The organism is Cecembia calidifontis (assembly GCF_004216715.1).
Classification (GTDB): Bacteria; Bacteroidota; Bacteroidia; order Cytophagales; family Cyclobacteriaceae; genus Cecembia_A; species Cecembia_A calidifontis.
Window position 1 is genome coordinate 609,269 of sequence record NZ_SGXG01000001.1, and the last position, 23,520, is coordinate 632,788.

22 protein-coding genes are annotated in these 23,520 nt (G+C 39.7%); 11 read left to right on the forward strand and 11 right to left on the reverse strand.

What is annotated here, in order from left to right:
* Positions 1 to 52 precede the first annotated feature (52 nt).
* The 4 genes from BC751_RS02660 to BC751_RS02675 all read right to left on the reverse strand — a co-directional run bounded on the left by BC751_RS02660 (position 53) and on the right by BC751_RS02675 (position 4,741).
* Positions 53 to 1,024, reverse strand: coding sequence for a PorP/SprF family type IX secretion system membrane protein (locus BC751_RS02660; protein ID WP_130274198.1), 972 nt, complete (start codon positions 1,022 to 1,024; stop codon positions 53 to 55).
* A gap of 75 nt (positions 1,025 to 1,099) precedes the next feature.
* Positions 1,100 to 1,873 (reverse strand): uroporphyrinogen-III synthase, encoded by a 774-nt coding sequence (locus tag BC751_RS02665; RefSeq protein WP_130274199.1) that lies wholly within the window; start codon positions 1,871 to 1,873, stop codon positions 1,100 to 1,102.
* 35 nt (positions 1,874 to 1,908) lie between these two features.
* Positions 1,909 to 3,015 carry a DUF4271 domain-containing protein gene (locus BC751_RS02670; RefSeq protein WP_130274200.1) on the reverse strand — a complete coding sequence of 369 codons (1,107 nt, stop codon included), beginning with the start codon at positions 3,013 to 3,015 and terminating at the stop codon, positions 1,909 to 1,911.
* A 4-nt stretch (positions 3,016 to 3,019) separates the two neighbouring features.
* Positions 3,020 to 4,741: a BamA/TamA family outer membrane protein gene (locus BC751_RS02675; protein ID WP_130274201.1), complete on the reverse strand. Its 1,722-nt coding sequence runs from the start codon at positions 4,739 to 4,741 to the stop codon at positions 3,020 to 3,022.
* A 48-nt stretch (positions 4,742 to 4,789) separates the two neighbouring features.
* Between BC751_RS02675 and hemW the strand changes: the two genes are divergently transcribed.
* Together hemW and BC751_RS02685 are read left to right on the forward strand one after the other, a co-directional pair.
* The gene (gene hemW, locus BC751_RS02680) at positions 4,790 to 5,920 is read left to right on the forward strand and encodes a radical SAM family heme chaperone HemW (RefSeq protein ID WP_130274202.1); all 1,131 of its coding nucleotides are present in this window, start codon (positions 4,790 to 4,792) and stop codon (positions 5,918 to 5,920) included.
* Positions 5,921 to 5,936: 16 nt separating this feature from the next.
* Positions 5,937 to 6,251 (forward strand): DciA family protein, encoded by a 315-nt coding sequence (locus BC751_RS02685; RefSeq protein WP_130274203.1) that lies wholly within the window; start codon positions 5,937 to 5,939, stop codon positions 6,249 to 6,251.
* On the opposite strand, the gene BC751_RS02690 is transcribed toward BC751_RS02685, so the two are convergent.
* Positions 6,248 to 6,967: a DUF4197 domain-containing protein gene (locus tag BC751_RS02690; RefSeq protein WP_130274204.1), complete on the reverse strand. Its 720-nt coding sequence runs from the start codon at positions 6,965 to 6,967 to the stop codon at positions 6,248 to 6,250. The genes BC751_RS02685 and BC751_RS02690 overlap by 4 nt on opposite strands.
* A gap of 144 nt (positions 6,968 to 7,111) precedes the next feature.
* Between BC751_RS02690 and BC751_RS02695 the strand changes: the two genes are divergently transcribed.
* The 7 genes from BC751_RS02695 (at position 7,112) to BC751_RS02725 (ending at position 15,900) form a co-directional block, all read left to right on the forward strand.
* Entirely contained in the window at positions 7,112 to 8,419 is a 1,308-nt protein-coding gene (locus tag BC751_RS02695) for an IS1380 family transposase (protein WP_130273823.1), read from the forward strand.
* Between the two features lie 314 nt (positions 8,420 to 8,733).
* The gene (locus BC751_RS02700) at positions 8,734 to 10,794 is read left to right on the forward strand and encodes a GAF domain-containing SpoIIE family protein phosphatase (RefSeq protein WP_130274205.1); all 2,061 of its coding nucleotides are present in this window, start codon (positions 8,734 to 8,736) and stop codon (positions 10,792 to 10,794) included.
* 34 nt (positions 10,795 to 10,828) lie between these two features.
* Positions 10,829 to 11,167, forward strand: a complete 339-nt coding sequence (locus tag BC751_RS02705; RefSeq protein ID WP_130274206.1) for an STAS domain-containing protein — start codon at positions 10,829 to 10,831, stop codon at positions 11,165 to 11,167.
* On the forward strand, positions 11,164 to 11,580 hold the full coding sequence (locus BC751_RS02710; RefSeq protein WP_165389782.1) for an ATP-binding protein: 417 nt from the start codon (positions 11,164 to 11,166) through the stop codon (positions 11,578 to 11,580). The genes BC751_RS02705 and BC751_RS02710 overlap by 4 nt, the downstream gene beginning before the upstream one ends.
* 91 nt (positions 11,581 to 11,671) lie before the next feature.
* Positions 11,672 to 13,675: a peptidylprolyl isomerase gene (locus BC751_RS02715; RefSeq protein WP_130274207.1), complete on the forward strand. Its 2,004-nt coding sequence runs from the start codon at positions 11,672 to 11,674 to the stop codon at positions 13,673 to 13,675.
* Positions 13,659 to 14,531, forward strand: a complete 873-nt coding sequence (locus tag BC751_RS02720) for a peptidylprolyl isomerase (protein ID WP_341272818.1) — start codon at positions 13,659 to 13,661, stop codon at positions 14,529 to 14,531. Before BC751_RS02715 ends, BC751_RS02720 begins: the two co-directional genes overlap by 17 nt.
* Positions 14,524 to 15,900, forward strand: a complete 1,377-nt coding sequence (locus tag BC751_RS02725) for a peptidylprolyl isomerase (RefSeq protein WP_130274209.1) — start codon at positions 14,524 to 14,526, stop codon at positions 15,898 to 15,900. Before BC751_RS02720 ends, BC751_RS02725 begins: the two co-directional genes overlap by 8 nt.
* Positions 15,901 to 15,949: 49 nt before the next feature.
* On the opposite strand, the gene BC751_RS02730 is transcribed toward BC751_RS02725, so the two are convergent.
* From BC751_RS02730 to panC, 6 genes are all read right to left on the reverse strand, one after another.
* Positions 15,950 to 16,876: an AraC family transcriptional regulator gene (locus tag BC751_RS02730; RefSeq protein ID WP_130274210.1), complete on the reverse strand. Its 927-nt coding sequence runs from the start codon at positions 16,874 to 16,876 to the stop codon at positions 15,950 to 15,952.
* 141 nt (positions 16,877 to 17,017) lie between these two features.
* Positions 17,018 to 18,157: an acyl-CoA dehydrogenase gene (locus BC751_RS02735; protein ID WP_130274211.1), complete on the reverse strand. Its 1,140-nt coding sequence runs from the start codon at positions 18,155 to 18,157 to the stop codon at positions 17,018 to 17,020.
* 115 nt (positions 18,158 to 18,272) lie between these two features.
* Positions 18,273 to 18,959, reverse strand: a complete 687-nt coding sequence (locus tag BC751_RS02740) for a zinc metallopeptidase (protein ID WP_130274212.1) — start codon at positions 18,957 to 18,959, stop codon at positions 18,273 to 18,275.
* 34 nt (positions 18,960 to 18,993) lie between these two features.
* Positions 18,994 to 19,995 (reverse strand): lysylphosphatidylglycerol synthase transmembrane domain-containing protein, encoded by a 1,002-nt coding sequence (locus tag BC751_RS02745; protein WP_130274213.1) that lies wholly within the window; start codon positions 19,993 to 19,995, stop codon positions 18,994 to 18,996.
* A 1-nt stretch (position 19,996) separates the two neighbouring features.
* Positions 19,997 to 20,344, reverse strand: coding sequence for an aspartate 1-decarboxylase (panD, locus tag BC751_RS02750; protein WP_130274214.1), 348 nt, complete (start codon positions 20,342 to 20,344; stop codon positions 19,997 to 19,999).
* A gap of 21 nt (positions 20,345 to 20,365) precedes the next feature.
* Complete coding sequence (gene panC, locus BC751_RS02755) at positions 20,366 to 21,214, reverse strand: pantoate--beta-alanine ligase (protein ID WP_130274215.1); 849 nt, start codon at positions 21,212 to 21,214, stop codon at positions 20,366 to 20,368.
* Positions 21,215 to 21,338: 124 nt separating this feature from the next.
* Between panC and BC751_RS02760 the strand changes: the two genes are divergently transcribed.
* Together BC751_RS02760 and BC751_RS02765 are read left to right on the forward strand one after the other, a co-directional pair.
* Positions 21,339 to 22,151, forward strand: coding sequence for a glycogen/starch synthase (locus BC751_RS02760; RefSeq protein ID WP_106567972.1), 813 nt, complete (start codon positions 21,339 to 21,341; stop codon positions 22,149 to 22,151).
* Entirely contained in the window at positions 22,111 to 23,478 is a 1,368-nt protein-coding gene (locus BC751_RS02765) for a DUF4270 family protein (protein ID WP_242617345.1), read from the forward strand. The genes BC751_RS02760 and BC751_RS02765 overlap by 41 nt, the downstream gene beginning before the upstream one ends.
* The last annotated feature ends 42 nt before the right edge of the window (positions 23,479 to 23,520 follow it).

Below are 23,520 nucleotides of genomic sequence, written 5' to 3' on the forward strand. Positions count from 1 at the left end.
TAAAGTAAAATCTCAGAATATAGCAAATTTGACAAGAAATTTCGAGAAAATTTTAAAACCTAAACCTTGGTGTCCTCTGAATTACTTTTTGAAATTCTCTGGTCACCGGCTTCAGGTTATAAGTCAACATGAACTCATGACTGGTCGGGGCCTTGGCTTCAAGTCCACCAAATACCAGGTCAAAAGCATACCCTAATCTTAGAGAATTGTCCCTTAGAATTCCATACCCAAACAGGAGTGATACTGATTCTTCTCCTCTGAAGGCAAGACCTCCACTGATTCTTTGGCCATGTGTGGCAATAACGCTCAGGTCATAGGAGAAATTATTTAATGAGACAGTTTTTATTAAAAAACTTGGCTCAAAAGTCCAAAGTGCAAAAGTCTTTATCCTGTATCCGGCCAATAAATAAGAATGGTTTTTCAATTGGTTGTCTATGGAACCATCACCAAAGTCAAATCCAGGTTCATTGAGATGCTTACTGCCTAAACCGATATAATAGTTACCCCTGTCGTATATGGCTCCTGCTCCAAAATTAAAATTCATTTGTGTTTCTCTACCCGAAGAAGGCACCCTTGGATCGGGGTTGACTACTACCAGCTCATCATATTTCAAGGTACTGGAGAAAATACCGCCGGAAAACCCTAAACTAAGAGCGCCCCTACCCAGCTTTTTATGGTAGGCGGCAGCCAAATTGATTTCTTGATTGTTACTCGGCCCAATGTTATCGTTTACAAATGTAAGCCCAAATCCCACATTGTATTGGTCAATCCGACCAGAAGCTGTCAATAATTGGGTAATGGGAGCCGGACCATTAGTACCTGTATAATTCAACCATTGTGTCCGATGTAAGGCAGAAAACTGATAGCCGGATTCTTTACCGGCAAATGCAGGATTGTAAAACAAACCATTGTACATATACTGGGTAAACTGGGCATCCTGCTGAGCCTTGGCTGAAAAAAGGAACCCAGTAGATAGAATAAAAATGGAATAGAACTTAATGTGGAGAAATTTCAGCTCTTTCATCGAGGATAAGAAATAAGGTTAGAAACTCTATTCTACACAATTAAACTGAATTTCTCCACAAAAGATTGAAAACAATCACAAATTATTTGCCTTTTTTATGTAAAGTTCCAATGCTCCGGTCATACTTGGTGCATTTGGCATTGGCGCTTCAATGTCTAGTATCAGCCCCTGATTCAAAACTTCTTTAGCCGTGGTTGGACCAAAAGCAGCAATCCTGGTATTGTTCTGCTCAAAATCTGGAAAGTTTTGCTTTAGGGATTTTATACCGGATGGGCTGAAAAAGGCGAGAATATCGTACTTGATATCTTTTAGGTCAGAAAGGTCTGCAGCAACTGTGTGGTAAATGATGGCTTCGGTATAAGAAATACCCATCTTATCCAAATATTCCGGAATGTCGTCTTTTCTTATATCGCTGCATGGAAAAAGATATTTCTCTGACTTGTGCTTTTTAAAATAGTCAAACAAATCAGAGGCGGTCTTTTGCCCCACAAACAATTTCCTCTTCCTGATCACCACATATTTCTGTAAGTAATGGGCAGTCTGTTCGGAAATACAGAAATATTTCATTTCTGCCGGCATTTCCACCTTAAGCTCTTTACAAATTGTAAAAAAATGATCAATGGCATTCCTACTCGTAAATATAATAGCAGTATGCTTAAGAATATCTATCTTCTGTTTTCTGAAATCTTTTACTGGAACTGGCTCAACTTGGATAAATGGCCTAAAATCAATCTTTAGGTTATATTTTTCAGCAAGTTGAAAATAAGGGGATTTTTCATCGGTGGGTCGAGGTTGAGAAACTAAGATACTTCTTACTGGATTAAGCCTGTCTTTTGCAGTTTTACTCATATTCTTAATCTTATCCTTTCAAGTTAATTCAGAAATCATCCCATTACCAATTTGGCTATTATTAAAAAAGGAATCAGTTCTGCGCTGCAAATGTAAGCAAATAAATGGTAATTTTTAAAGGGCACTCTGTTCACCATGATGAGAAACATGAAAAATACACCAAATAAATAAACCCAAAAAAAGCTCTTTAACGCAATTTGAAAGAAATTGACCAAAACTGAATGATTGTTGAAAAAGAAAAAAATACTTAAAATAAGCATACCCAAAACAGAAATGGAGATGATCCGGAGCAGGTAAAAGAAATGTGCAAAATCAAATTTGCTAAGGTCAAACAAATAGACCATTACCTTTAAAAACAAGAATTTGAAGACGGACAAGATTGCGAGTCCAATAGAAAGAAGAAACCAGATTAAAAATAGATTATTGATATCACTATTTCCTAAATCCAAAAAAACAGAGACCCCTGCAATGTGAACATAAAGCAATACCAAAAGGGAGATCCCCAGATTGACCATAAAAATATAGAATAATACATCTAAAGTAAAAAACTTCTGTATACTCCCTGATTCTGAAAAATCATCAGCAGAAATTACTGTTTGGGGCCTGATAATCAAATCCAATACATTCGGAAAAACAACTTTAAAAATAGATACCAAAAACAAAAGGATAATCGTAGCTAGGATAAAAAAATCATCAAAATCATCCACTTTTCTTTGTTCCCAATCAAAGACACTGGGTGAGGACTCAAGGATGTCCTGACTCCTTTCCCCAAAATATCCTTTCAGTACATGAAAACCTTCTAAAGAAGCGTCATCATTAAGTACTGCCACCTTAACTTTTGAAGGATCGGCTGGGACAAAAGTTTCCTTTAGCTGGCTCAGTGCCACAGTAATTACAGTATCTCTTTCCGCAAAAACCCAGAGTTTCCCTTCCAGAAATACGGTGGAGCCTTGCGGAATTTCAAAGAATAAACTGCTTGCTGGAAAATCCTGAAGATTCACTTCTAACTGGGCGGAATGATATTTATTAAAAATACTTTTGTTTTTTGTGTAAAGGATGTTGGATTGATAATTCTCCAATACCTGGGCTTGCAGCACATGGTTCAAAGAAAACATCAATAAAAAAAAGATTAGCCTAGGCATGTTTTTAAAACCTACCCGTATATCCAAAATGAATTTTTGAGAAATTAAGTGCAAAGTCCTGTGTATTCGATCCTCCCAAAGCATAAATGAAGTTGAAGATTCCACCTGCAGTTTCTAAACTGAATCCTAATCCCGCAGCAAATGGATAATCAACGGGAAGCTGCTGCACTTTATTGTTCAGCCTTCCCATATCGGCAAAAATCATAAAATAAGAGTAGGTATCAAAATAATATCTGGGCTCGATATTGATAAATGCGTAATTGTCCGCAAAAAAGAAATTTTCATTGAATCCCCTGATACTTCTCAAGCCTCCTAATCTGAACAAATCATTGATAAACAAATTAGGGTTGTCCATAATTCCACCTGAAAATCCGGTAAAAATCCCCCACCTTGAATTCCAATAGAAGTACTTCTCAATATTTCCTTTTATGTAATATTGGAGGGACCTAAGATCCAAGCCTTCATAAAGCCCAGGAGGAATCGCTGTGTTTACTAAAATATTTTTATTCCCTACAGAGAATTCGAAATCAACCAAAGCCCCCCTCCTAGGGAAAAACCTATCATCAAGCCAAGATTTCTCTAATCCAAACCCATAATTATTGAACCTAAAATCTCCCACTTGAGGAAGTGAAGTGGCTTCAGATAAATTGGCAACGGCCAACAAATCTCCCGCTTGTCTTCTGGAAAATACTTTCATGTATGTATTTGATCCCATCCGGTAACCAAATGCCAATCGGAAATCCCTGTTTAAAAATGTGGTATCCTCTTTCAACAGAGCAAAAGAAGCCATAATATCTACTCCTGATCCTAAAACCAAAGGCTCAAGGGCACTTATATTTAAGCTTTGAGAAAACTGATTGAACCTTTGCCAATTCAATTCGTAATTTCTGCCCCTGCCCCCGACATTGTAAAGAGCGAGATCAAACTGACCTGTCACCAACATCCTGCCTCCTTCAAGTTCATTGGGCAAAAACCCAATTATCCCGTCAATTGAATTGATCCTCCTGTCGTTGAGGGGTAAAAATAGCGTAGCCTCTTCATTTTGAAAGCTCATTTCAGGTTCTCCACCCCACCTTAAATAAGGCAAATTTTTAATCTGTCTAAGCCCATCATTCACCTTTTTTTGAGAAAAAGGCTCTCCTGGACTGATTTGCATATACCTTGCAAGAAACATGCGCTTGGTTTTTGAATCTCCGGTAAGCTGTAGCGTGTCAAAAGTAATCAGCGGTCCTAAATCCAAATCCAATGATGCGGAAAACCCCTGACCTTGTCTCTCCAAAGAATCAAGTTTGATGGAAGCAAATGGATATCCTTGGTTTTCGGATGATGATAGTAATTTTTCATACAACCCCTTTAGACTTTCAGGATTTGCCGGTCTATTCTGGAACTGCCTAAGATCCACGCCAGCTTTTACTAAAAAAACAGGATCCACGTTGCCAAGATTAAGCTTGATCCAATCAAATCTTTCACCGGTTTTTACATTCCAAACCAGCGTATCCTTCCTTTTTACAAAATCCGATTCCGGATTCAAATAGCCGTTTTGGTACAAGCCTGACAAAACATGGTTTTTAATCTGATTCAATTGTAGCGAATCCCGAAATGAAACCGTTTCTTGTTTTTGTATTTGCCCTGAAATTTCATAACGGAGCCATTGGGCCTGTTGGGCAGGCAAGTGCTGCACGAAATAATAAAGAAAACAAAAAAAGAAGATGAACTTTAATTTCAATGGAAGCTATCAGGTTTAGAAGTATCTTTGGGCTTAAATGTAAACAATTTGTCCGGCATCTACATTCATATTCCGTTTTGTAAACAAGCCTGCCACTATTGTGATTTCCATTTCAGCACCAATCAACAGCTTGTTGGTCCACTGATTGAAATGATTGGGGCAGAATTGGAAATGCGAAAAGACTTTTTGCCCAAGGACAGCCCTGTCAGGACCCTTTATTTTGGAGGAGGCACTCCTTCCCTATTGGAAACAAAGCACATCGACTACATCCTGAACACCATTTACAAGCATTATCGTTTAGATTTGGAAGAATCCACCTTGGAGGCAAATCCAGATGACTTGGATAGGGAAAAATTAAAAGAATTAAAAAGTCTTGGGATTGACCGATTGAGTATAGGCATACAGAGTTTTGATGCCAGGGTGTTAAAATTTTATAATAGGGCCCACAACGAAAAAGAAGCGCTCCAGGCCATTGATCTGGCAAAATCAGGCGGTTTTGAAAAACTCTCCATTGACCTGATTTATGGATTTCCATATGGAGACCATTCCATTTGGAAAAAGGATCTGGAACAGGCGCTTACATTAGACCCTGGACATATCAGCAGTTACGCCCTTACCATTGAACCCAAGACAGCTTTCGGAAATTGGCAGAAAAAAGGCAAATTTCAGGAAGCATCAGAAGATTTTCAGGCTGAGCAGTTCGAAATGCTGATGGAGGCCATGGAAAAAGCCGGATATATACAATATGAAATTTCCAATTTTGGAAAAGAGGGTCACTTTGCCATACATAATACCAATTACTGGAAAGCCCAACCTTATCTAGGAATCGGGCCCAGCGCCCATTCATTTGATGGGAAAGAAAGAGGCTTCAACATCTCCAATAATGTAGGCTATATGAAGAAACTCCAGGAAGGAGTCCTCCCCTATGAAGTAGATTCTCTTTCTGATGTGGAATTGGCCAATGAGTACATACTTACCTCTTTGAGGACCATTTGGGGAATTAGTCTTGGGTACTTTCAATCCAATTTTGGAATTGATCTTTTGGATCAAAAAAATGGGCTTATCAAAAAATTGCGTGATGAGGACATGATCAGCATCTCTTCCAATCACCTATATCTGACCAATAAAGGAAAGTTATTGGCGGATAGTATTGCCGCTTCACTCTTTATTGGCGAATAAGGTTTATCTTTGATTCATGGAAAGGTACAAAGACCATACGGGAAGAAAAAAAGAGGTGGCTCCTCTTCAGGAAGCGTTTGAAGAGTTATTGAAAACCTATAGGCTCAAAGATAAGTTCGATGAAAGACAAGTAATTCAGGCCTGGCCTGAAATGATGGGCAATACAGTTGCCAGGCGGACAGAATCGCTTTATGTCAGGGATAAAAAACTTTTTGTGAAAATAAACTCTGGACCTGTCAAGAAAGAACTTTCCATGAACAGGTCCAAAGTATTGGAACTGATCAGCAACCGGTTTGGTGATGAGGTTATTCTGGAGGTGGTTTTTCTTTAGTCCTGCGCAGCAAACACCCTTCTCATCAATGCAGTAGTTCTTTCCAAAGGGTTTTTTCTGATATTTTGTTCTTCTGCAGCCACCAACTTAAACAACCCGTCTATGGCCCTTTCAGTAACATAGGCATTCAAATCCGGGTCAATTTTTCTGTTCGTGAGCGGGAGGCTGTTGTAGGTATTGGCAATATCCCCGTAAAAACGTGTGGCTCCGACCTCATTGAGTGACTCATGAATTTTGGGCTGGAAAAGCGCAACCAATTGGCTTTCTGTTGTCCTTCTGAGAAATTGCGTGGCGGCATCCTGCTCTCCCTTTAATATAGAGAATGCATCCTGTATGGTCATCTGCCTGATCGCATTAATGAAAATGGGTTTGGCTTCCTGTGCTGCCCTTTCAGCCCCTCTGTTGATAGCTAACAGTGCCCTATCTACCTCAGATCCAAGACCTATCTGGCGCAGGGTATTCTCCACCCTTCTTGCATCTTCCGGCAATAAAATTTTTATAAGTTCATTACCAAAAAAACCATCCTGCTTTGAAGCTTGGTCAGCTCCCTTGCTAATGCCTTGGATCAAGGCTTCCTTCAGTCCTTGGGAAACCTCCTGCTGTGTCAAAGGAGCCTGCCCCCCTACTCCCTGGAGTATTTTATTGATATCAGAAGAGGTACAAGATGCAAAAATGAGCAACAATACAATTGGGTAAACAAAACGCAAATGGATCATGATTTTATTAAAATTTAACATCCTTAAATCCGCAGGGCGGATTTAAAAAAAGCCGAAAAAGTGGCTGAATTTATTCAATTCAGGCTTTTCCGGCTCGTTTTTTTTCACTTATTTAGATGATACCACTCAAACTAGATAAGCGGTATGAAAATTACGAATTCGACAGAAAAAATCACACCTTTCGGAGGTTTTAATTTTGTTTTTAACTCTTTCAAAAATTCTGGTCTCCCAGAACTCATTGATAATCAATTGGGGGTTAGAGCCTTAAGGGGAGGGTTTTCATACAGTGACATTTTCGCCAATCATATGGCTATTTTCTTTAATGGTGGCGACTGTACTGAAGATATCAATGTTCACTTGAGAGACGCACTTGAACAGGTCCCTTCATTTTCAGTATGCAGTGCCGATACAATTCTGAGAGGTATCAAAGAGCTTGCTGTTGATACAGAACTCTTTATAAATCCGTCCAGTGGAGTAAGCCATGAATTTAATATCAATGGAAAACTCAACAGCTTGTTGTTAAAATCAGCTTGTAAGACCGGATTACTCAAGTCAGGTGTTGCTTACGACCTCGATTATGACAACACCGTCATTCCAACTGAAAAGTACGATTCAAAAAAGACATATAAACACGTCTATGGATATCAGCCAGGTGTAGCTTCCATAGCACATCCTGAATTTTCACAGGCCATTCCTGTGTACGTAGAGGGCAGAAATGGCAACAGTCAGGCCAAATATTTGCAGGCTGATACACTTACACGCATGTTTGGGCAGCTTACCAATGAAAATATCCGTATCGGAAGGTTCAGAGCCGATTCAGCATCCTATCAGGAAGAAGTTCTCCGCACACTGGAAGCACATACCGAAAGCTTTTATATACGGGCAAACAGATGTGCCAAACTGGATAATATCCTTGGAAGTATAGCCCCTGAGAAGTGGCAGAAAATACGTTTGGGTGTACAGGAAATGGAAGTTACTGACCTATCCGACTACAAACCTTTCGGTAAAGACAGGTCTTACAGGCTGGTCATTACCAGAATCAGGCGTAAAGACGGGCAGGCAGATGTGTTTAGTGGAGATGCATTTACTTACAGGGCTATTCTGACCAATGAACATACATCGTCCAATGAAGCTGTTGTAAGGTTTTATAACGCCCGGGGTGCAAGCGAACGCTTGTTTGATGTACTCAACAATGACTTTGGCTGGTCTAAGTTGCCCTGTTCGTTCCTTGCAGAGAATACCTCCTTTATGCTTATGACGGCTATGTATGCCAATTTTTACACCTATATCATTGGAGAGTATTCCAGAAAAGTTGATTGGCTTAAGCCTACCGACAGGCTCAAGAAGTTTATCTTCAGATTTATCACTGTTTCAGCCAAGTGGATAAGAACGGGAAGAAGAGAAGTGCTCAAACTGTTCACGAGTAAGGATTACAAGCCGATTTTGAACTAAATTCAGATAAAAACCCCTCAGGAGCTCAAAAAATAAAGATTTACAGGGAAGAGGTATGCCTTTTCCATTAAAATTGAGGAAAAAAACCGTCCATTTTATCCTCAAACCTAAAATCCATTGTCTCAAAACTATGAACACTCTTCAATCAAAGGGAAGAAATTCCCGAACTAGACCAAAAATGAACACAAACAAGCAGATTCAAATCTCCAAACTAAAATCCTGCGGATTTTAGGAACATTATTTTCTGGCTATAGGATCAAACGGTTAAAGAAATTTTAAGTTTGTTTTGGTATTATTGTGGTGCGTTCAGAACAATGTTCAAACTTCAAACCCCAAATATCGGAAAAATCAGTGTACTGGTAGCCATTCTTTCCTGGCTAGCATTACTCTTTGTTGATATTACCCGGATTTTTGGGGAACTCAACCAGATCGAATCTGGGGTTGCGCCTGAAGTTTCCTATATCTTGGAAATTTCCTTTTTCACCATGGTCTATCTTTTTTACAATTATTCCATAGCAAAAAGTGAAAGGAATGAATTCTTAAATCTGATCTGGAGGGGGGCTACTACGGGTATTTTGGCTTTGGCCATTTCTTTGTTGGTCAGAGGCTTTTATATGGCATTGGGTGACTCAAGACTTTCAGAAGATCCTTTGCTGAGGAATTTCTTTTATCATGTCAACTTTGCGCTGACTACTTTATTCTTAATATCCTGTACCCTTTTGTGGAAAAGACTGATCCTGTATCAAAAAACAAAAAAAGTGGTACAACAGTGGCAGGCTTTTGAAATACTGCTCCTTATCAGCATGTTTTTTATTTTCTTCAACAAGAATACCCTGGACTATAGCTTCCTTTTTGGGTTGGTCTTCCTGGTTATCTTTTCCATTTCCCTTTCTATCAACTTAAAATGGATTCCCTACCTCACTTTCAAAGAAAAGTGGAAGTCCATACTCTTCTTTTTTATCATCCTGGTTTCTTCCTCTTACCTTTTTATTCAGCTGCTTTCTTACAGTGATGCCAAGCAAATACCTGTTAACCTTACGGATAATTTATTTTTGATCGGCCTTTTTGGCTTTGTCTTTATTTATTCTCTTTTCAGCTTTTTGGTGACCTTGTTTAACCTGCCTACTTCTTCAGTATTTGAACAAAAACTGGTCGAAGCCATCAACTTTCAGCGCTTAAGCCAATCTATCAAACCGGGACAGAACGAAACTCAGGTATTGGATATTTTGGTGGATAGCTGTATGAGCGCTTCTTATGCAGATGCAGGTTGGCTTGAATTAATAGATGAATCCGGAGAAAAGCATCTTATCCAGGAAAGGTTTACCGACAAGAAATCTATAATTAAAATCACAGAACTGATTGATAAAAGTAAACCCTTTGAAAACTTTGATTGGAACAGCCCGGAAAATGACTTAAAAATTTTCCACGGAAAAATAACGCATTCGGTTTACAAATCAGCCTTCATGGTACCCCTGGTGGTCAATCAAAAAACCATTGGACGATTATTTCTCCTTAAAGAGGTACGGGATGGATTCAACAAGGAAATGATCAATATCATTTCCACTTTTGTGGGGCAGGCCTGTATTTCTGTGGAAAATTACAGACTTTTGAACGAGGCGATAAAAACAGAGCGGTACAAGGAGGAGCTAAAAATTGCACAGCGGGTTCAGAGAAGTCTGCTGCCGGAAAAACTCCATCATAATGAGGCATTTGAAATTGCTGCTTTTTCAGCAGCTGCAGATGAAGTTGGGGGTGACTATTACGAAACTTGGGATTTGGGAGACAATGAATTTGCTTTGATAATTGGGGATGTATCAGGAAAAGGAACTTCCGCCGCTTTCAACATGTCCCAGATGAAAGGGGTTTTCCATAGCTTGGTCCAGATTCACCCGGCACCAAAAGAATTTTTGGTTTTGGCCAATAATGCGCTGAGCCAGTGCCTGGAAAAGAACCATTTTATCACTACTTCGTATTTTATCGTTCACACCAGCAATAAAACGGTAACTTACAGCCGAGCAGGACATTGCCCTACATTATATTTCAACAGCCAAAAGCAGGAATCATCCTATCTCAGTATTGGAGGGATGGGGCTTGGTATTTTAAGAAACCAAATGTTTGAGAGATATATCGAGGAAAAAACCTTTAGCTTCAGCTCGGGAGATGTGCTGGTTTTGTATACAGATGGTATAGTAGAAGCCAAAAACAGTGAGGGCATGGAATTCGGATATGAAAGGTTAAAAAACACCTTGACAAAAAATGCTTTAAATAACCCTGAAGAAATCCAACAAAAAATCATACAGGAAGTATTCAAATTCGTAGGAAAGAATAGGATCGCTGATGATGACTATTCAATCATGGTCATCAAATTTAAGTGAAAACCAAAAAAATTTTAAACGCGTATATAGACACATGCTGAAAATTGAATATACGAGAGCCAATGACCATTTTATTTTGTCCCTTTCAGGCGAAATAGATGCGAGCAATTCAGTGGACTTAGATGCGGCCATACAGGAAATCCTGCAGCAGGGAGCAAAAAAAATTCTGGTAGACGGTACACACTTGGAATATATCTCATCGGCAGGATTGGGGGTATTCATGTCTTACCTTGAAGAATTTCAGGAAAAAGAAATTCAGATCATCATTTTTGGACTATTGGAAAAAGTGCATCAAGTATTCATCATTTTGGGTCTTGATAAATTGATTGCTATTAAAAATACCCAAGAAGAGGCCCTTGAGGCAATGGCATGATTGAGCGGTTGAAACTATATTGCAATACAAACCAGTTGGCGATACTTCGGGATTTTTTAACTAAGACCCTGCAGGGAACCGGATTGGGGGAAATTGAAAAACACCAGGTGATATTGGCAGTAGAAGAAGTTTGTGCCAACCTGATGATCCATTCCCATGCCTGCAATCCCAATAGTTTTATCAATGTTTCAGCCTTATTGAATGAAGAGGAAGTGATTTTTGAAATAGTGGACATGGGTCAAGGGTTTAACATTTTGGAATACCAGGAACCGGAACTTACCGAAGTCGTCAAAACAAAAAGAAAAGGGGGATTGGGCATCATGCTGGTAAAAAAAATAATGGACAGGATTGAATTCGAATCCAACGGACAGAAAAACACCTGCAGATTGATCAAACAGCTTAAATCCAAATAAATGTTAATATTGTGGGTCAGTGCTATAAGTTCCAAGATTTTTTCTTATTTAATTCGTAACATTGCAGTATAATTTTGGCAAGTATTACCCTATGATTAAAAAATACCTTTGGTTTTCCATCTTGGCAATTGGATTTTCCTGTAGCCCAAAGACTATAGTGGTTGAAGAGGCCCAGGAACAAGCTCCTGTTCCCCTTATGACCATTGGCAATGAGGAGATCCTTTCAGATGAATTTTTATACCTATTATCAAAAAACCGACAGTTTCAGGAAAAAGAAGAGAAAATCAGTCCTCAAGAATTTGAAGAAAACCTGGAGCTTTTCATCAATTACAAATTAAAAGTTAAAGAAGCTGAAAATCTTGGACTGGATACCTTGGAAGAATTCAGAAGGGAATTTGAGGTTTTTAAAGATGATCTGATACAGCCATTCTTAATTAAAAACTCCCTTCAACAAGGTGAATTAATGAAAGCCTACAACAGGATGAAAGAAGTGGTCAAGGCAAGCCATATCCTGTTACAGTTTCCAAACAATGCCAGCAGAGAAGATACCATCGCTGTATTTCGAATGGCACAGAAACTAAAAGCGGAAGCAGAGGCAGGTGCCGACTTCAATGAACTTGCATTGGAATATTCGGATGACCCTTCCGCAAAAGAAAACAAAGGCAGTTTAGGTTATTTTACTGCCCTTCAAATGGTACATCAGTTTGAGGACGCTGCCTATTCGTTAGGTATAGGTGAAATTTCTGATCCTATCTTGACCAATTTCGGCTATCACATCATTAAAGTAGAAGACAGAAAGCCCAATCCGGGTGAGATCAAGGTGTCCCATATCCTTGTGAGAACACAGGCAGGAGACCCAGTTTCAGAAGAAAGGGCACTTAGGAAAATAGGAGAAATCTATTCTGAACTACAAAAGCCTGAAAGTGTTTGGGAAGATGTCTGCAGGATATATTCTGAAGACCTCGGCAGTAAAAACTCAGGGGGCGCCCTTCCCTGGATCAGTCTAGGTACAGTGATTCCTGAATTTGAAAGGGTTGCTTTTGCTTTAAATGAAGAAGGTGAAATCTCTCCGCCCGTAAAAACACCCTATGGTTATCATATAATCAGACTGGAGGAAAGAAGGCCAATTGCTTCTTTTGAAGAAATGGAGCCCATGATCAAATCCAGGATCTTAAGGGACAGCAGATCAGGGCTGATTCAGTCACAGGTAACGGCTATACAGAAATCAAGATATTCATTTGTGGAAAATGAAGGAATGGTGGCCCAAATACAGGGTATAATCAACCAGTCATCTGCCAATGAAATAAAAGACGCCATCAATTCCCGTCATTTACAGGACAGTGTACTTTTCACGGTTCAGGGCAAACCAAACACAGTTGCGGATTACCTCAACTTCCTCGAAGCTGAAAAAGGGAATGTAAGGATAGGCTCCAAAAACAGCTTTAATGGCTCCCTTGAACGGTTTATTGAAGCTACACTGAACCAAACAGAGGAAAAAGACCTGACTGCCAATAACCAAGAATACAAACTTCTGCTTCAGGAATACAGGGATGGCATTTTACTCTTTTCCCTTATGAATGAAAAGGTTTGGCAAAAAGCGCTGATGGACAGCATCGGGCAACTTAAATTCTATGAGGAGCACAAAGAAAATTACACCTGGAATGAAAGATTGAGGGCCCTGATTGTCATAATGGGCAAAGAAGAAAGCAGCAGTTCAGTAAGGCGCTTTTTAGCGGATAAAAAATATAGAAGTGATCTATCTGACAGATTGGAAAATACATTCCTGTTAAATAATCCTTTGGCTTTCACCATGGAAGAAGGTTTATTTGAATGGGAAAAACACCCTATTCTCTCAAAAATAGATCCAAACAAAGAATTTCAGGAAATCAAATGGGATGGAAAAACCACCTTTATCATCCTGGGAGAGAAAGTTCCTTCTGAAATCAAAAAGTTCAATGAAACAAGAGGAAAAGTCATTCAGGATTACCAACAGTATCTTGAACGCGAACTTGTCACTGCTTTAAAAAACAACTATATCATCCGTATCAATGAGGATGAGAAAAATAAAATTTATAACCTTGTCGTGGGCAACTAAGATTTGCTGGGCTTTATTGATCGTCATCACAGCCTCCTGTGATCTTTTTCGGTTCAAATCCGATAAAGAAGATGAGGCAGATCCGATAGTCGCCTCTATAGACCAACAGGTGCTTAGAAAATCTGACCTGACCTTGGTAAACACCCAAGGGTTATCAGCATCAGATAGTAGCAGTATCATCAACAGATATATCCAATCCTGGATCAGAAAGCAGCTGATGATCAGAGAAGCATCCCGGTCCATGGCATATGATGAGGCTGAAATCAATAGAAAGCTATTGGATTACAAATATGCCTTAATGGTATATGAATATGAAAAAGCATACCTGGACTCCCATCTCGACACCAATATCCCCGAGCAGGAGATTGTCCAATATTATGAAGCCAATAAACAAAATTTTAACCTTAAAGAGATCATCTTCAGGGTAAACTTTGTTAAAATTGAAAGAAACCACCCTCAAAACAGAAATTTGGAAAGGTTATTGAGGTTACAGGAGGGTGAACAAAAAGAGGCATTGAATAAAATTGTATTGGACTTCGCCTCCAATTACTTTATGGAAGATGCAACTTGGGTAAAAGTGGATGATATTATCGCAAACAGTCCATTGGCAGATAGCCCCAATTTGGTAGGTCTCCTTAGAAACAATAAGTTGATTATTGTAGAGGACGAGCGGTATAAATATTATTTCAGGATATTGGAATATAAATTGGCTGATCAGGTTCCTCCTATAGAATTTGTGAAGGACGAAATTTACCAAATCCTGCTCAACAAAAGGAAAGTTCAACTCGTCGAAGAATTGCAAAAAGAAATATATAACCGCGCACTTGAAAACAATGAGTTTAAAATATATGAGTAAATTGAAGTATCTCCTGATTGTATTCCTTGGTTTGCAGATTACATCAATCCAGGCACAGGAAAATGCTCAATCCAGTAATCCGACTACCGGGCAGGTTTTAGACAAAATAGTTGCTAAAGTCAATAATTATATCCTTCTCGAATCTGATGTACAAAAAGCTTATCTGGAAGCTATCGCCCAGTCCCAACAAGGTTTTGAAGTACCTACGCGTTGTGATGTATTTGAATCACTTCTGATCAATAAACTGATGGTAGCCAAAGCAGAACTGGACTCTGTAATGGTTTCGGATGCTGAAGTGATGCTGCAAGCTGATCAGAGATTCAATATGATCATGATGCAGCTTGGAGGAGATGAAAGCGTCATCCCTGAAATTTATGGCAAGACTGCAGATCAGCTCAAAGCGGAAATAGAAGAGCCGATTAGAGAGCAGTTGATCATCAATAAAATGCAGGCAAAAATCACAGAAGGGCTGACAGTTTCTCCAGCTGAGGTGAGGAAATTTTTTAATTCTATTCCCAGAGATTCACTGCCTTTCTTTTCAGCAGAAGTAGTGGTAGGACAAATTGTAAAAAAACCGGATGTCAATCAAGAAGTAAAAAAAGAGCTTGAAAACCGGTTAAAAAATTTCAAGCAAAGGATTTTGGACGGAACAGATGATTTCCAGACGCTCGCCAGGCAATATTCAGAAGATCCTGGTTCAGCAATGATGGGTGGAGAACTTGGTTTTTTCAGAAGAGGAGAATTGGCTCCTGAATATGAAGCTACCTCATTGGGGCTGAAGCCGGGCGAAATCAGCGATCCCGTAGAGACCATGTTTGGTTTTCACTTGATCCAACTTCTTGAGAGGAGAGGCAATACCTACAATACACGTCATATCTTATTAAGACCTTTGCCTTCAGAAGAGGACATCAAACAAGCAGAAAGGTATTTGGACAGTTTAAGGACGCAAATCGTGGAGAACAAAATTGATTTTGCAAAGGCTGCTAAAGAATATTCTGATGATCGGGCTACCTCAGATAATGGAGGCTTTTTCGTAGATCCTCAAAATGGCTCCAACAGACTTACATTAAGAACTTTGGAAGATCCTGTTCTCTATTTTACCATTGATACAATGAAAGTTGGAAGCATTACAGCACCCATGCGATTTGAAGATGAAAGAGAAGGAACGAAAGTGAGGATCCTTTATTACAAGCAAAGGTTCCCTGCACACAGGGCCAACATGGATGATGATTACGAAAAGCTCAAAGCAGCTGCAAGGAGGAAAAAGGAAGAGGGCATATTGAGCCGTTGGTTCCTTACCGCAAAAGAAGATGTTTTCATTGATATTGATCCTTCTTACGATCGATGTGAACCGCTTAAAGACAAGTAACAAAAAAGCCGCTTGATTTAATCAGGCGGCTTTTTCGTTATTTATTAGCCTACACATTAATCAGAGATTCTCTGCGTCTCATTTTTCCAGCCGGCAAACCGTACATCATCTTAAATCTTCTACAGAAATAGGCAGTATCTTTGTAGCCTACCTCTTTACCAATATCCCGGATACTTTTCTTTGATGTCCTCAGCAATTCTACCGCAGCCTCCATTCTTTGGTACTCAATGTAATCCTGAGGATTGATTCCGGTCAACATTTTGAAATACTGCCCTACATAATCTTCCGAAACATTGGCAACTTTGGCCAAAACCTTATTGGAAAGGTCCCCGCCGATATTTTTCTTGATATAATTGAACAGGTCGATCAGCCTTGGGTCTTTGAAATAGGTACTGTTTGTGGACAACTCCTCCATAAAGAGTCTGTTCTTTAAAATGTGGCGCACAATCTCAATTACCAAAAGCTCGGAATGGATTTTCATCACCCGCTCTTTGCCGGGTATATTCTGTTCACTTTCTTTAACAAGATCTTCCACGATTGTCGCAAGCCTGTCATTGAACCTGATAGCAAAAGGAGGAATACCCAATGAATTGAAAAAATTGACCACATCAAATACTTTGGCTTCAAAGTTCACAATTGAAATACAGTCTTCGTCAAGGCTTTTGATTTCCTTGAAGCTGATTGTCTGAAGGTACTTTCTTTTATTGTCAACAAAATTCTCATTAGTGATTTCTCCCTTCTTTCCTACAGAGCCAAAAGAAATAGAAGTCTTCCTACCGGAAGGGATGAAAAGCATTTCTCCTTCATTGATCAGTTCCTGATCCTCTCCAAATTTCAAGACGCCCTGATGCAATAAAATCAAAGAATTATCAGTGTCTTGATAGTCCAAAACAGAGACAGATTTTTCGATTTTGTAATTATTGCCTTTTAAGAAGCGGACTCCAACCGATTCTATGACTTTATTGTAATATTCCATGTTGCCTCTAGGTTTAAGTTCGAGTGTAAAAGTAGGATAAATTTCAACAATCCTTTGGAAAAATTAAGCATAAAATTTGAAAAAGAACGAAAAAAGGCATAAAAATTATATTTTATGCCTTTTTAAGAAATATTTTGGGGATTATCTTAAAAGACTTCTCGATATAACTATTTTTTGAATCTCGCTCGTACCCTCATAGATCTGGGTAATTTTGGCATCTCGCATCAGTCTTTCCACATGGTATTCTTTTACATAACCATATCCTCCGTGCACCTGAACAGCCTCAATCGTCACATTCATGGCAACTTCGGAAGCATATAATTTGGCCATGGCGCTGGCATAGGCATAATCCTTTCCTTGATCTTTCAGCCATGCGGATTTGAGCACCAACAGCCTTGCTGCCTCTATTTGGGTGGCCATGTCCGCTAATTTAAACTGAATGGCTTGATGCTGAGAGATAGGTTTGCCAAAAGCTTTTCTTTCCTTAGAATAGGCAACTGCCAGTTCGTAGGCGCCAGATGCTATTCCCAATGCCTGCGCAGCAATCCCTATTCTTCCTCCGTTAAGGGTTTCCATAGCAAAGGTAAATCCGAACCCTTCCTCTCCTATCCTGTTTTCTACCGGTACTTTGACATCAGTAAACATCAAAGAGTGCGTATCAGAACCTCTAATACCTAACTTGTCTTCTTTTTTTCCGATGACAAATCCATCCCAACCTTTTTCAACAATGAAAGCAGAAATTCCCTTATGGCCTTTAGCAGGGTCGGTCTGGGCAATTACCAAGTAAACAGATGCTGTGGAACCATTGGTAATCCAGTTTTTGGTGCCATTTAGGACATAATGATCACCTTTTAGTTCTGCCGTTGTTTTTTGTGAAGTAGCATCAGAGCCCGCTTCTGGCTCAGAAAGACAAAAGGCACCTATGATCTCTCCGGTAGCTAATCTTTTAAGGTATTTTTCCTTTTGGGCTTCCGTGCCGTATTTTTCCAATCCCCAACAAACCAAGGAATTGTTCACCGACATGGAAACAGAGGCCGAAGCATCTATTTTGGAAATCTCCTCCATGGCCAGCACATAGGAGATAGTATCCATCCCACCTCCATTATATTTTGGATCGACCATCATTCCCATAAAGCCCAGTTCACCCATCTTTTTGATCTGCTCAAAAGGGAATTTGGCCTCCGTATCTCTTTCTATTACCCCTGGCAATAATTCTGCCCTGGCAAAATCCCTGGCAGCATCCCGCACTGCAATGTGCTCTTCGGTAAGTTCAAAATGCATAATGTATTGATATTTGGGTTTTATTTTTTTCCGCTTGGAAGTTAGTTACAAAATAAATAAGGGACAATTTCTTGTCCCTTAAATGTAAACTCAAATGGATTAAAATAGTTTCTGGCTACTCTCTGTTTCCAAAAAATACCCAGATGTAATAGGCCAATGTAGCCAAAGAAGCCAATGCTGCAACTACATAAGTCATGGCAGCCCACTTCAGGGCATCTTTGGACATTCCATATTCATCTCTTGTCACAATATTCCTGTCCCTTACCCAAGCCAAAGCTCTGGCAGAAGCATCAAATTCAACCGGCAAAGTCACCAGGGTAAATAAAGTCATCACACCATACGCTCCCACTACGATGGCACCGATAAGCTCCACCGGGAAACCAAGTGCAAAACCTCCAAAAAGTGATGCAATCAGCACCACATTCAGGATTTTTCCACTGATGTTCTGGATTGGGACCATGGCTGACCTCATCTTTAGCCAAGAGTAAGCAGTGGCATGTTGTATAGCATGACCACATTCATGGGCAGCAACTGCGGCGGCGGCAGCATTTCTTCCATAATAAACATCTGGACTAAGATTGACCGTTTTGTTCATCGGATTATAATGGTCGGTCAACTGCCCCTCCACCGATATCACCTGAACATCTCTGATATTATGGTCGGCCAACATCAACTCCGCAATTTCTTTTCCTGAAAGATTTGCGTGAAGAGAGGTCTGTGAATACTTTTTGAATTTACTTTTTAGCCTGTTGCTGACTACAAATCCAAGAATGGCAAATACAACGACAATAAGTATAATCATAGTTATTTAATTTTTTGCTTTTGTAATTACGAATTTAATACGTTTTGGATTCCTTTTTAGCAGTAATTTTAAAGAAAAATCCTAAAGTGATCATTCCCATCAGGATAATGGTCAATACCTGACTGCTGTGTATGATCACCGCGAAGATTTTTCCCTGCTCATCACTCAATCCATATGCCATCAAAATAAAGGCCACTAATGCATGGAAGGTTCCTATTCCGCCCTGAACAGGCGCTACCATGCCAATACTTCCCATTACCATCACGATAAGTACCGCACTCAATGACAGACTGGCAGTGGTGGGTATTGCCCAGGCCACAAATAGCATCATCAGATAGTATATGAGCCAAATCATTACTGAGCTTAACCAAAAACCAGTTTGATTCTTTACTTTTCTCAAACTGACAAAGCCCTGAATCATATCCCTTATAAAATGTCTGATCTTTCTCAAAATACTGCTGTCCCTGTATTTTTGAAATACAAAGTAAAAGAATAATACAGCCACCAAGCCCCCTCCTAAGACCATTGGCATGGATTTGCTTACTCTTTCAAAAAATCCATCCCAGGCAACCAAATCCCCTATTAAACTTAGAAATGTCTGGTTCTCCAGCCCAAATGCCAGAAAAATTGTAACCATCATAAAAAGCAGGTCTATGGTCCTCTCCAGGATGACCGTACCCAGTAACTTACCCATTTGCTGGTTTTCGGTTTTGGCTAAAATACCACAACGTGCCACTTCACCAGCACGAGGAACTAAAAGATTGGCCAAATAACCAATCATAAGTGCCACAAATGCGCTCCAGGTGGAGATTTTAATCTTTTCCCCCGCTTCGATCAATAGCCCCCATCTCCAGGCCCTGATCCAATAACCAAGTAAGGAGACGATTACTGAAAGACCAATCCATAAAAATGAAGTTTCCCGAAGCGCTGCTTTCAGGCTATTCAGGCTTATATCTTTATATAAAAACCAAAAGATCCAGACAGCCACCACCAATGAGAGTACTACCTGGATCCATTGTTTGTAATTAAGCCTCACCTTAAATCAGTTTATTGTGATCATCTGGAAATATGACGATTGGCTTGTACTTTTTTGCCTCTTCGAGTTCCATAGAACAATAGGATATGATAATGACTACATCTCCTACCTGTGCCTTTCTTGCAGCAGGACCGTTGAGACAGATCATGCCACTCCCTCTTTCACCTTTGATGACATAAGTCTCCAGTCGCTCACCATTATTGACATTGACGACCTGAACCTTTTCATTTTCGATGATATTGGCAGCGTCCATCAGGTCTTCATCTACGGTGATGCTTCCCACGTAATGTAACTCTGCCTGTGTAATTTTTACCCTGTGGATTTTGGATTTTAATAGTTGGATTTGCATTGCTTGAAATTTTGCGCAAAACTAATGATTTACCGAAATATTATCTATCAATCTCACCTCACCTACGTAAGCGGCGATGCAAATAGATATAGGATTTCCCTCCTGCAAACCATCGAGAACTTTCATTTTTTCAGAATCAACCAATTCAAAATACTCAAGTTCTACTTCCGGAGTATGTTTAAATTGGTTTTGGATTTCGGATTTGACATTTAACCACTGCTCACCCTTTAAAAGTTCAGTTTTGGCAAAAGAAAGGGATTTAAATAATACCAAAGCAATTTCCCTTTGTTCAGGACTTAACCTAAGGTTCCTGGAGGAAAGCGCAAGTCCAGATGCCTCTCTTACGGTTGGGACTACAATGATTTCCACATCAAATGAAAGATCCTTGACCAATCTTTTGATAACTGCCACCTGCTGTAAATCCTTCTGACCGAAGAAGGCCTTATGAGGTTTAACAATATTTAACAGCTTAGAAACAACTATCCCCACCCCATTGAAATGCCCGGGTCTAAAAGCCCCTTCCAAAACCCTTTCCAAATCCCCAAAGTCAATTTTAATCATTGGAGACTCTGGATAAACCTCTTGATTTTCAGGAACAAACACAGCATCTACCCCAATATTTTTCAATAAATCCAAGTCTTTGTCCAAAGTTTTGGGGTATTTGGCGAAGTCATCGGGATTGTTGAACTGGGTAGGATTTACGAAAATAGACACAATGACAACATCAGAATTTTCTTTTGCATTTCTAACCAATTCCAAATGTCCTTCATGAAGTGCGCCCATGGTAGGCACCAAACCAACTGTTTTTTGGCTTTTTGTCAGGCTGAGCAGAAATTTTTTGACTGTATCCTTAGTATAGAGGACGTTCACAGTATTGTATTTTATAAATGTAAAATAGAGGCAAAACTATGTTATAATCCAGAAAAACAATGGCTTTCCCATATTTTTTTTGTAACTTTGTGCGTTAATTATCCCTCAACAAAAACAACAAGATATGTCAAAACTTCGTATCCTCTACGTTGCAAGTGAAATCAACCCATTTCTTCAAACCTCTGAGGTAGCAAATTTCGTGAGGGCCCTTCCACAGGCGATGCAGGAAAAAGGAATGGAAATCCGTATTCTTGTTCCCAGATTTGGATTAATAAACGAAAGAAAGAACAGGTTGCATGAGGTGGTTAGGCTTTCTGGAATCAACATTGCCGTAGGAGATGAAGAAAAACCTTTGATCATTAAGGTAGCTTCTATCCCAAATGCAAAACTTCAGGTGTACTTTATCGACAACGAAGACTACTTCCAAAGAAAAAGCGTGTTCTTCGACAAACAGGAAAGGTTCTATGAAGACAATGACGAAAGGGCTATTTTCTTCTGCAAAGGAGTAATAGAAACCGTCAAAAAATTAGGCTGGGCTCCTGATGTCGTGCATTGTAACGATTGGATGACCAGTTTGATCCCAATGTACCTTAAAACTACTTACAAAAACGAACCATTATTTAAGGACACAAAATCCGTATTCACTATTTACAATACCGGATTTAACCATAAATTTGGCGATGATTTGTTGGAGAAAGTTAAAATGGTAGATATCGACGACTCCATTTTGGCCCCACTCAAATCCAAAGACTACGAAGGTTTCCTGAAAATTGGAATGGAATATGCTGACGTGGTCATCAAGAGTGAAGAAATATCTGAAAACCTAAGCCAACTCATTGAAGAGTGCTCAAAAGACAAGAAGTGTGAGATCAACAGCGAAGAAGAAGACCAACTTTTTGAAAGTTACTACAACATATATACTGACCTTGCCGGCTAAACTGGCCTTTGGTCTGTTGATTATCTTTCCGATTTTAAGTTCCTGCGAAGATCCTTCCAATATAGGTTTGGAACTGGATCCCAACAACAATCAGATAGGGGTATTCTACCAAGAGATACCCTTATCTGCTTTTGTCATCAAACAAGACTCCCTGATCACCACAAACACCGAGAATCTGGTTTTTGGAAGTGATGAGGGTGATTTCTTTGGAAAAACCGAAGCCATTGCCTACTCCAGGTTGTTATTTAATCGGGATATTGCCAGACCTCAGCCCAATGCAGTTTTGGATTCCGTCAGGTTTAATTTCAACGTGAGGTTTGTCAATGCAGATGAGCTCAACTCCCCCAAAACTTTCCAGGTTCACCGCTTGAACGAACAGATAAGGGATATCAGCTACTATAATTTCAGCAGCTTGGATTATGAGCAAGATCCAATTTTTACCGCTTCATTCAATTTTTCAGCACGGCAGGACACCTTGGTGTTTGCCACGTTGAATGAAAATCCTTTTGCCCGGGATTTATTTGAAGCTCTCAAAGATGGTACCGCTTTTTCAGATGTCTTCACATTCAGGGAATTCCTTCCAGGTATTGTTTTCAAGGGGGCAGAAAACGAAAAAGCCTCAATGACTGTGAGGCCGGGCAATAATACCGGTTTTGTATTCTTTTACAGAAATGAAGGAGACACTGTATCCCGAGCTTATCCTATTGCTACAGGTATCAATTCCAACTCAGCAAGACATTTCAATCAAGTCATCAATGATCCAACCGGCACCCCAACTGAAGCCATTACGGAAAAATTTGTGACCTATGATCTTGGCCCTAGGGCAGGTTCGAAAAATAATACCGGGATTTTGGTAAGGCTGGATATGAGTCCTTTGGATGCTTTTTTGGACACCTTAAGGAATGTTACTTTCAATCAGGTGATCTTGGAATTAGGGCCCCTTGAAAGAAACATCGCCAGCAATAGGCCCCCACAATTTCTTCAGATGTTCTTCACCAATGAAACCAACCGTGTTTTATTAAGGGAAGACGGAAGGGTAATGGCCGTTCAGCCTGACGGAAGACCTCAGGTAGACCCCACTACAGGAGAGCCAATATTCACAGATGCACCAGCCTTATTGGCTCATGACAGAGAGAAAAATATATACAGACAGTTTCTGACCTCTCATGTCAATGCCATTTACAGAGGGTCTATTGAGAGAAGGGATTTTATTTTGTATCCACTGGTCAGCGGATCCGATGAATACAGACAATCATTAAGAGAATTCGTCCTGGACTCAAGAAGTCCGATACTCAAAATCTACTATTCAAAAACCAGGGCTTTCTAAGGAAAACCCTGGTTTTTTCAATAAGCCTCAGTGTACTTTGGT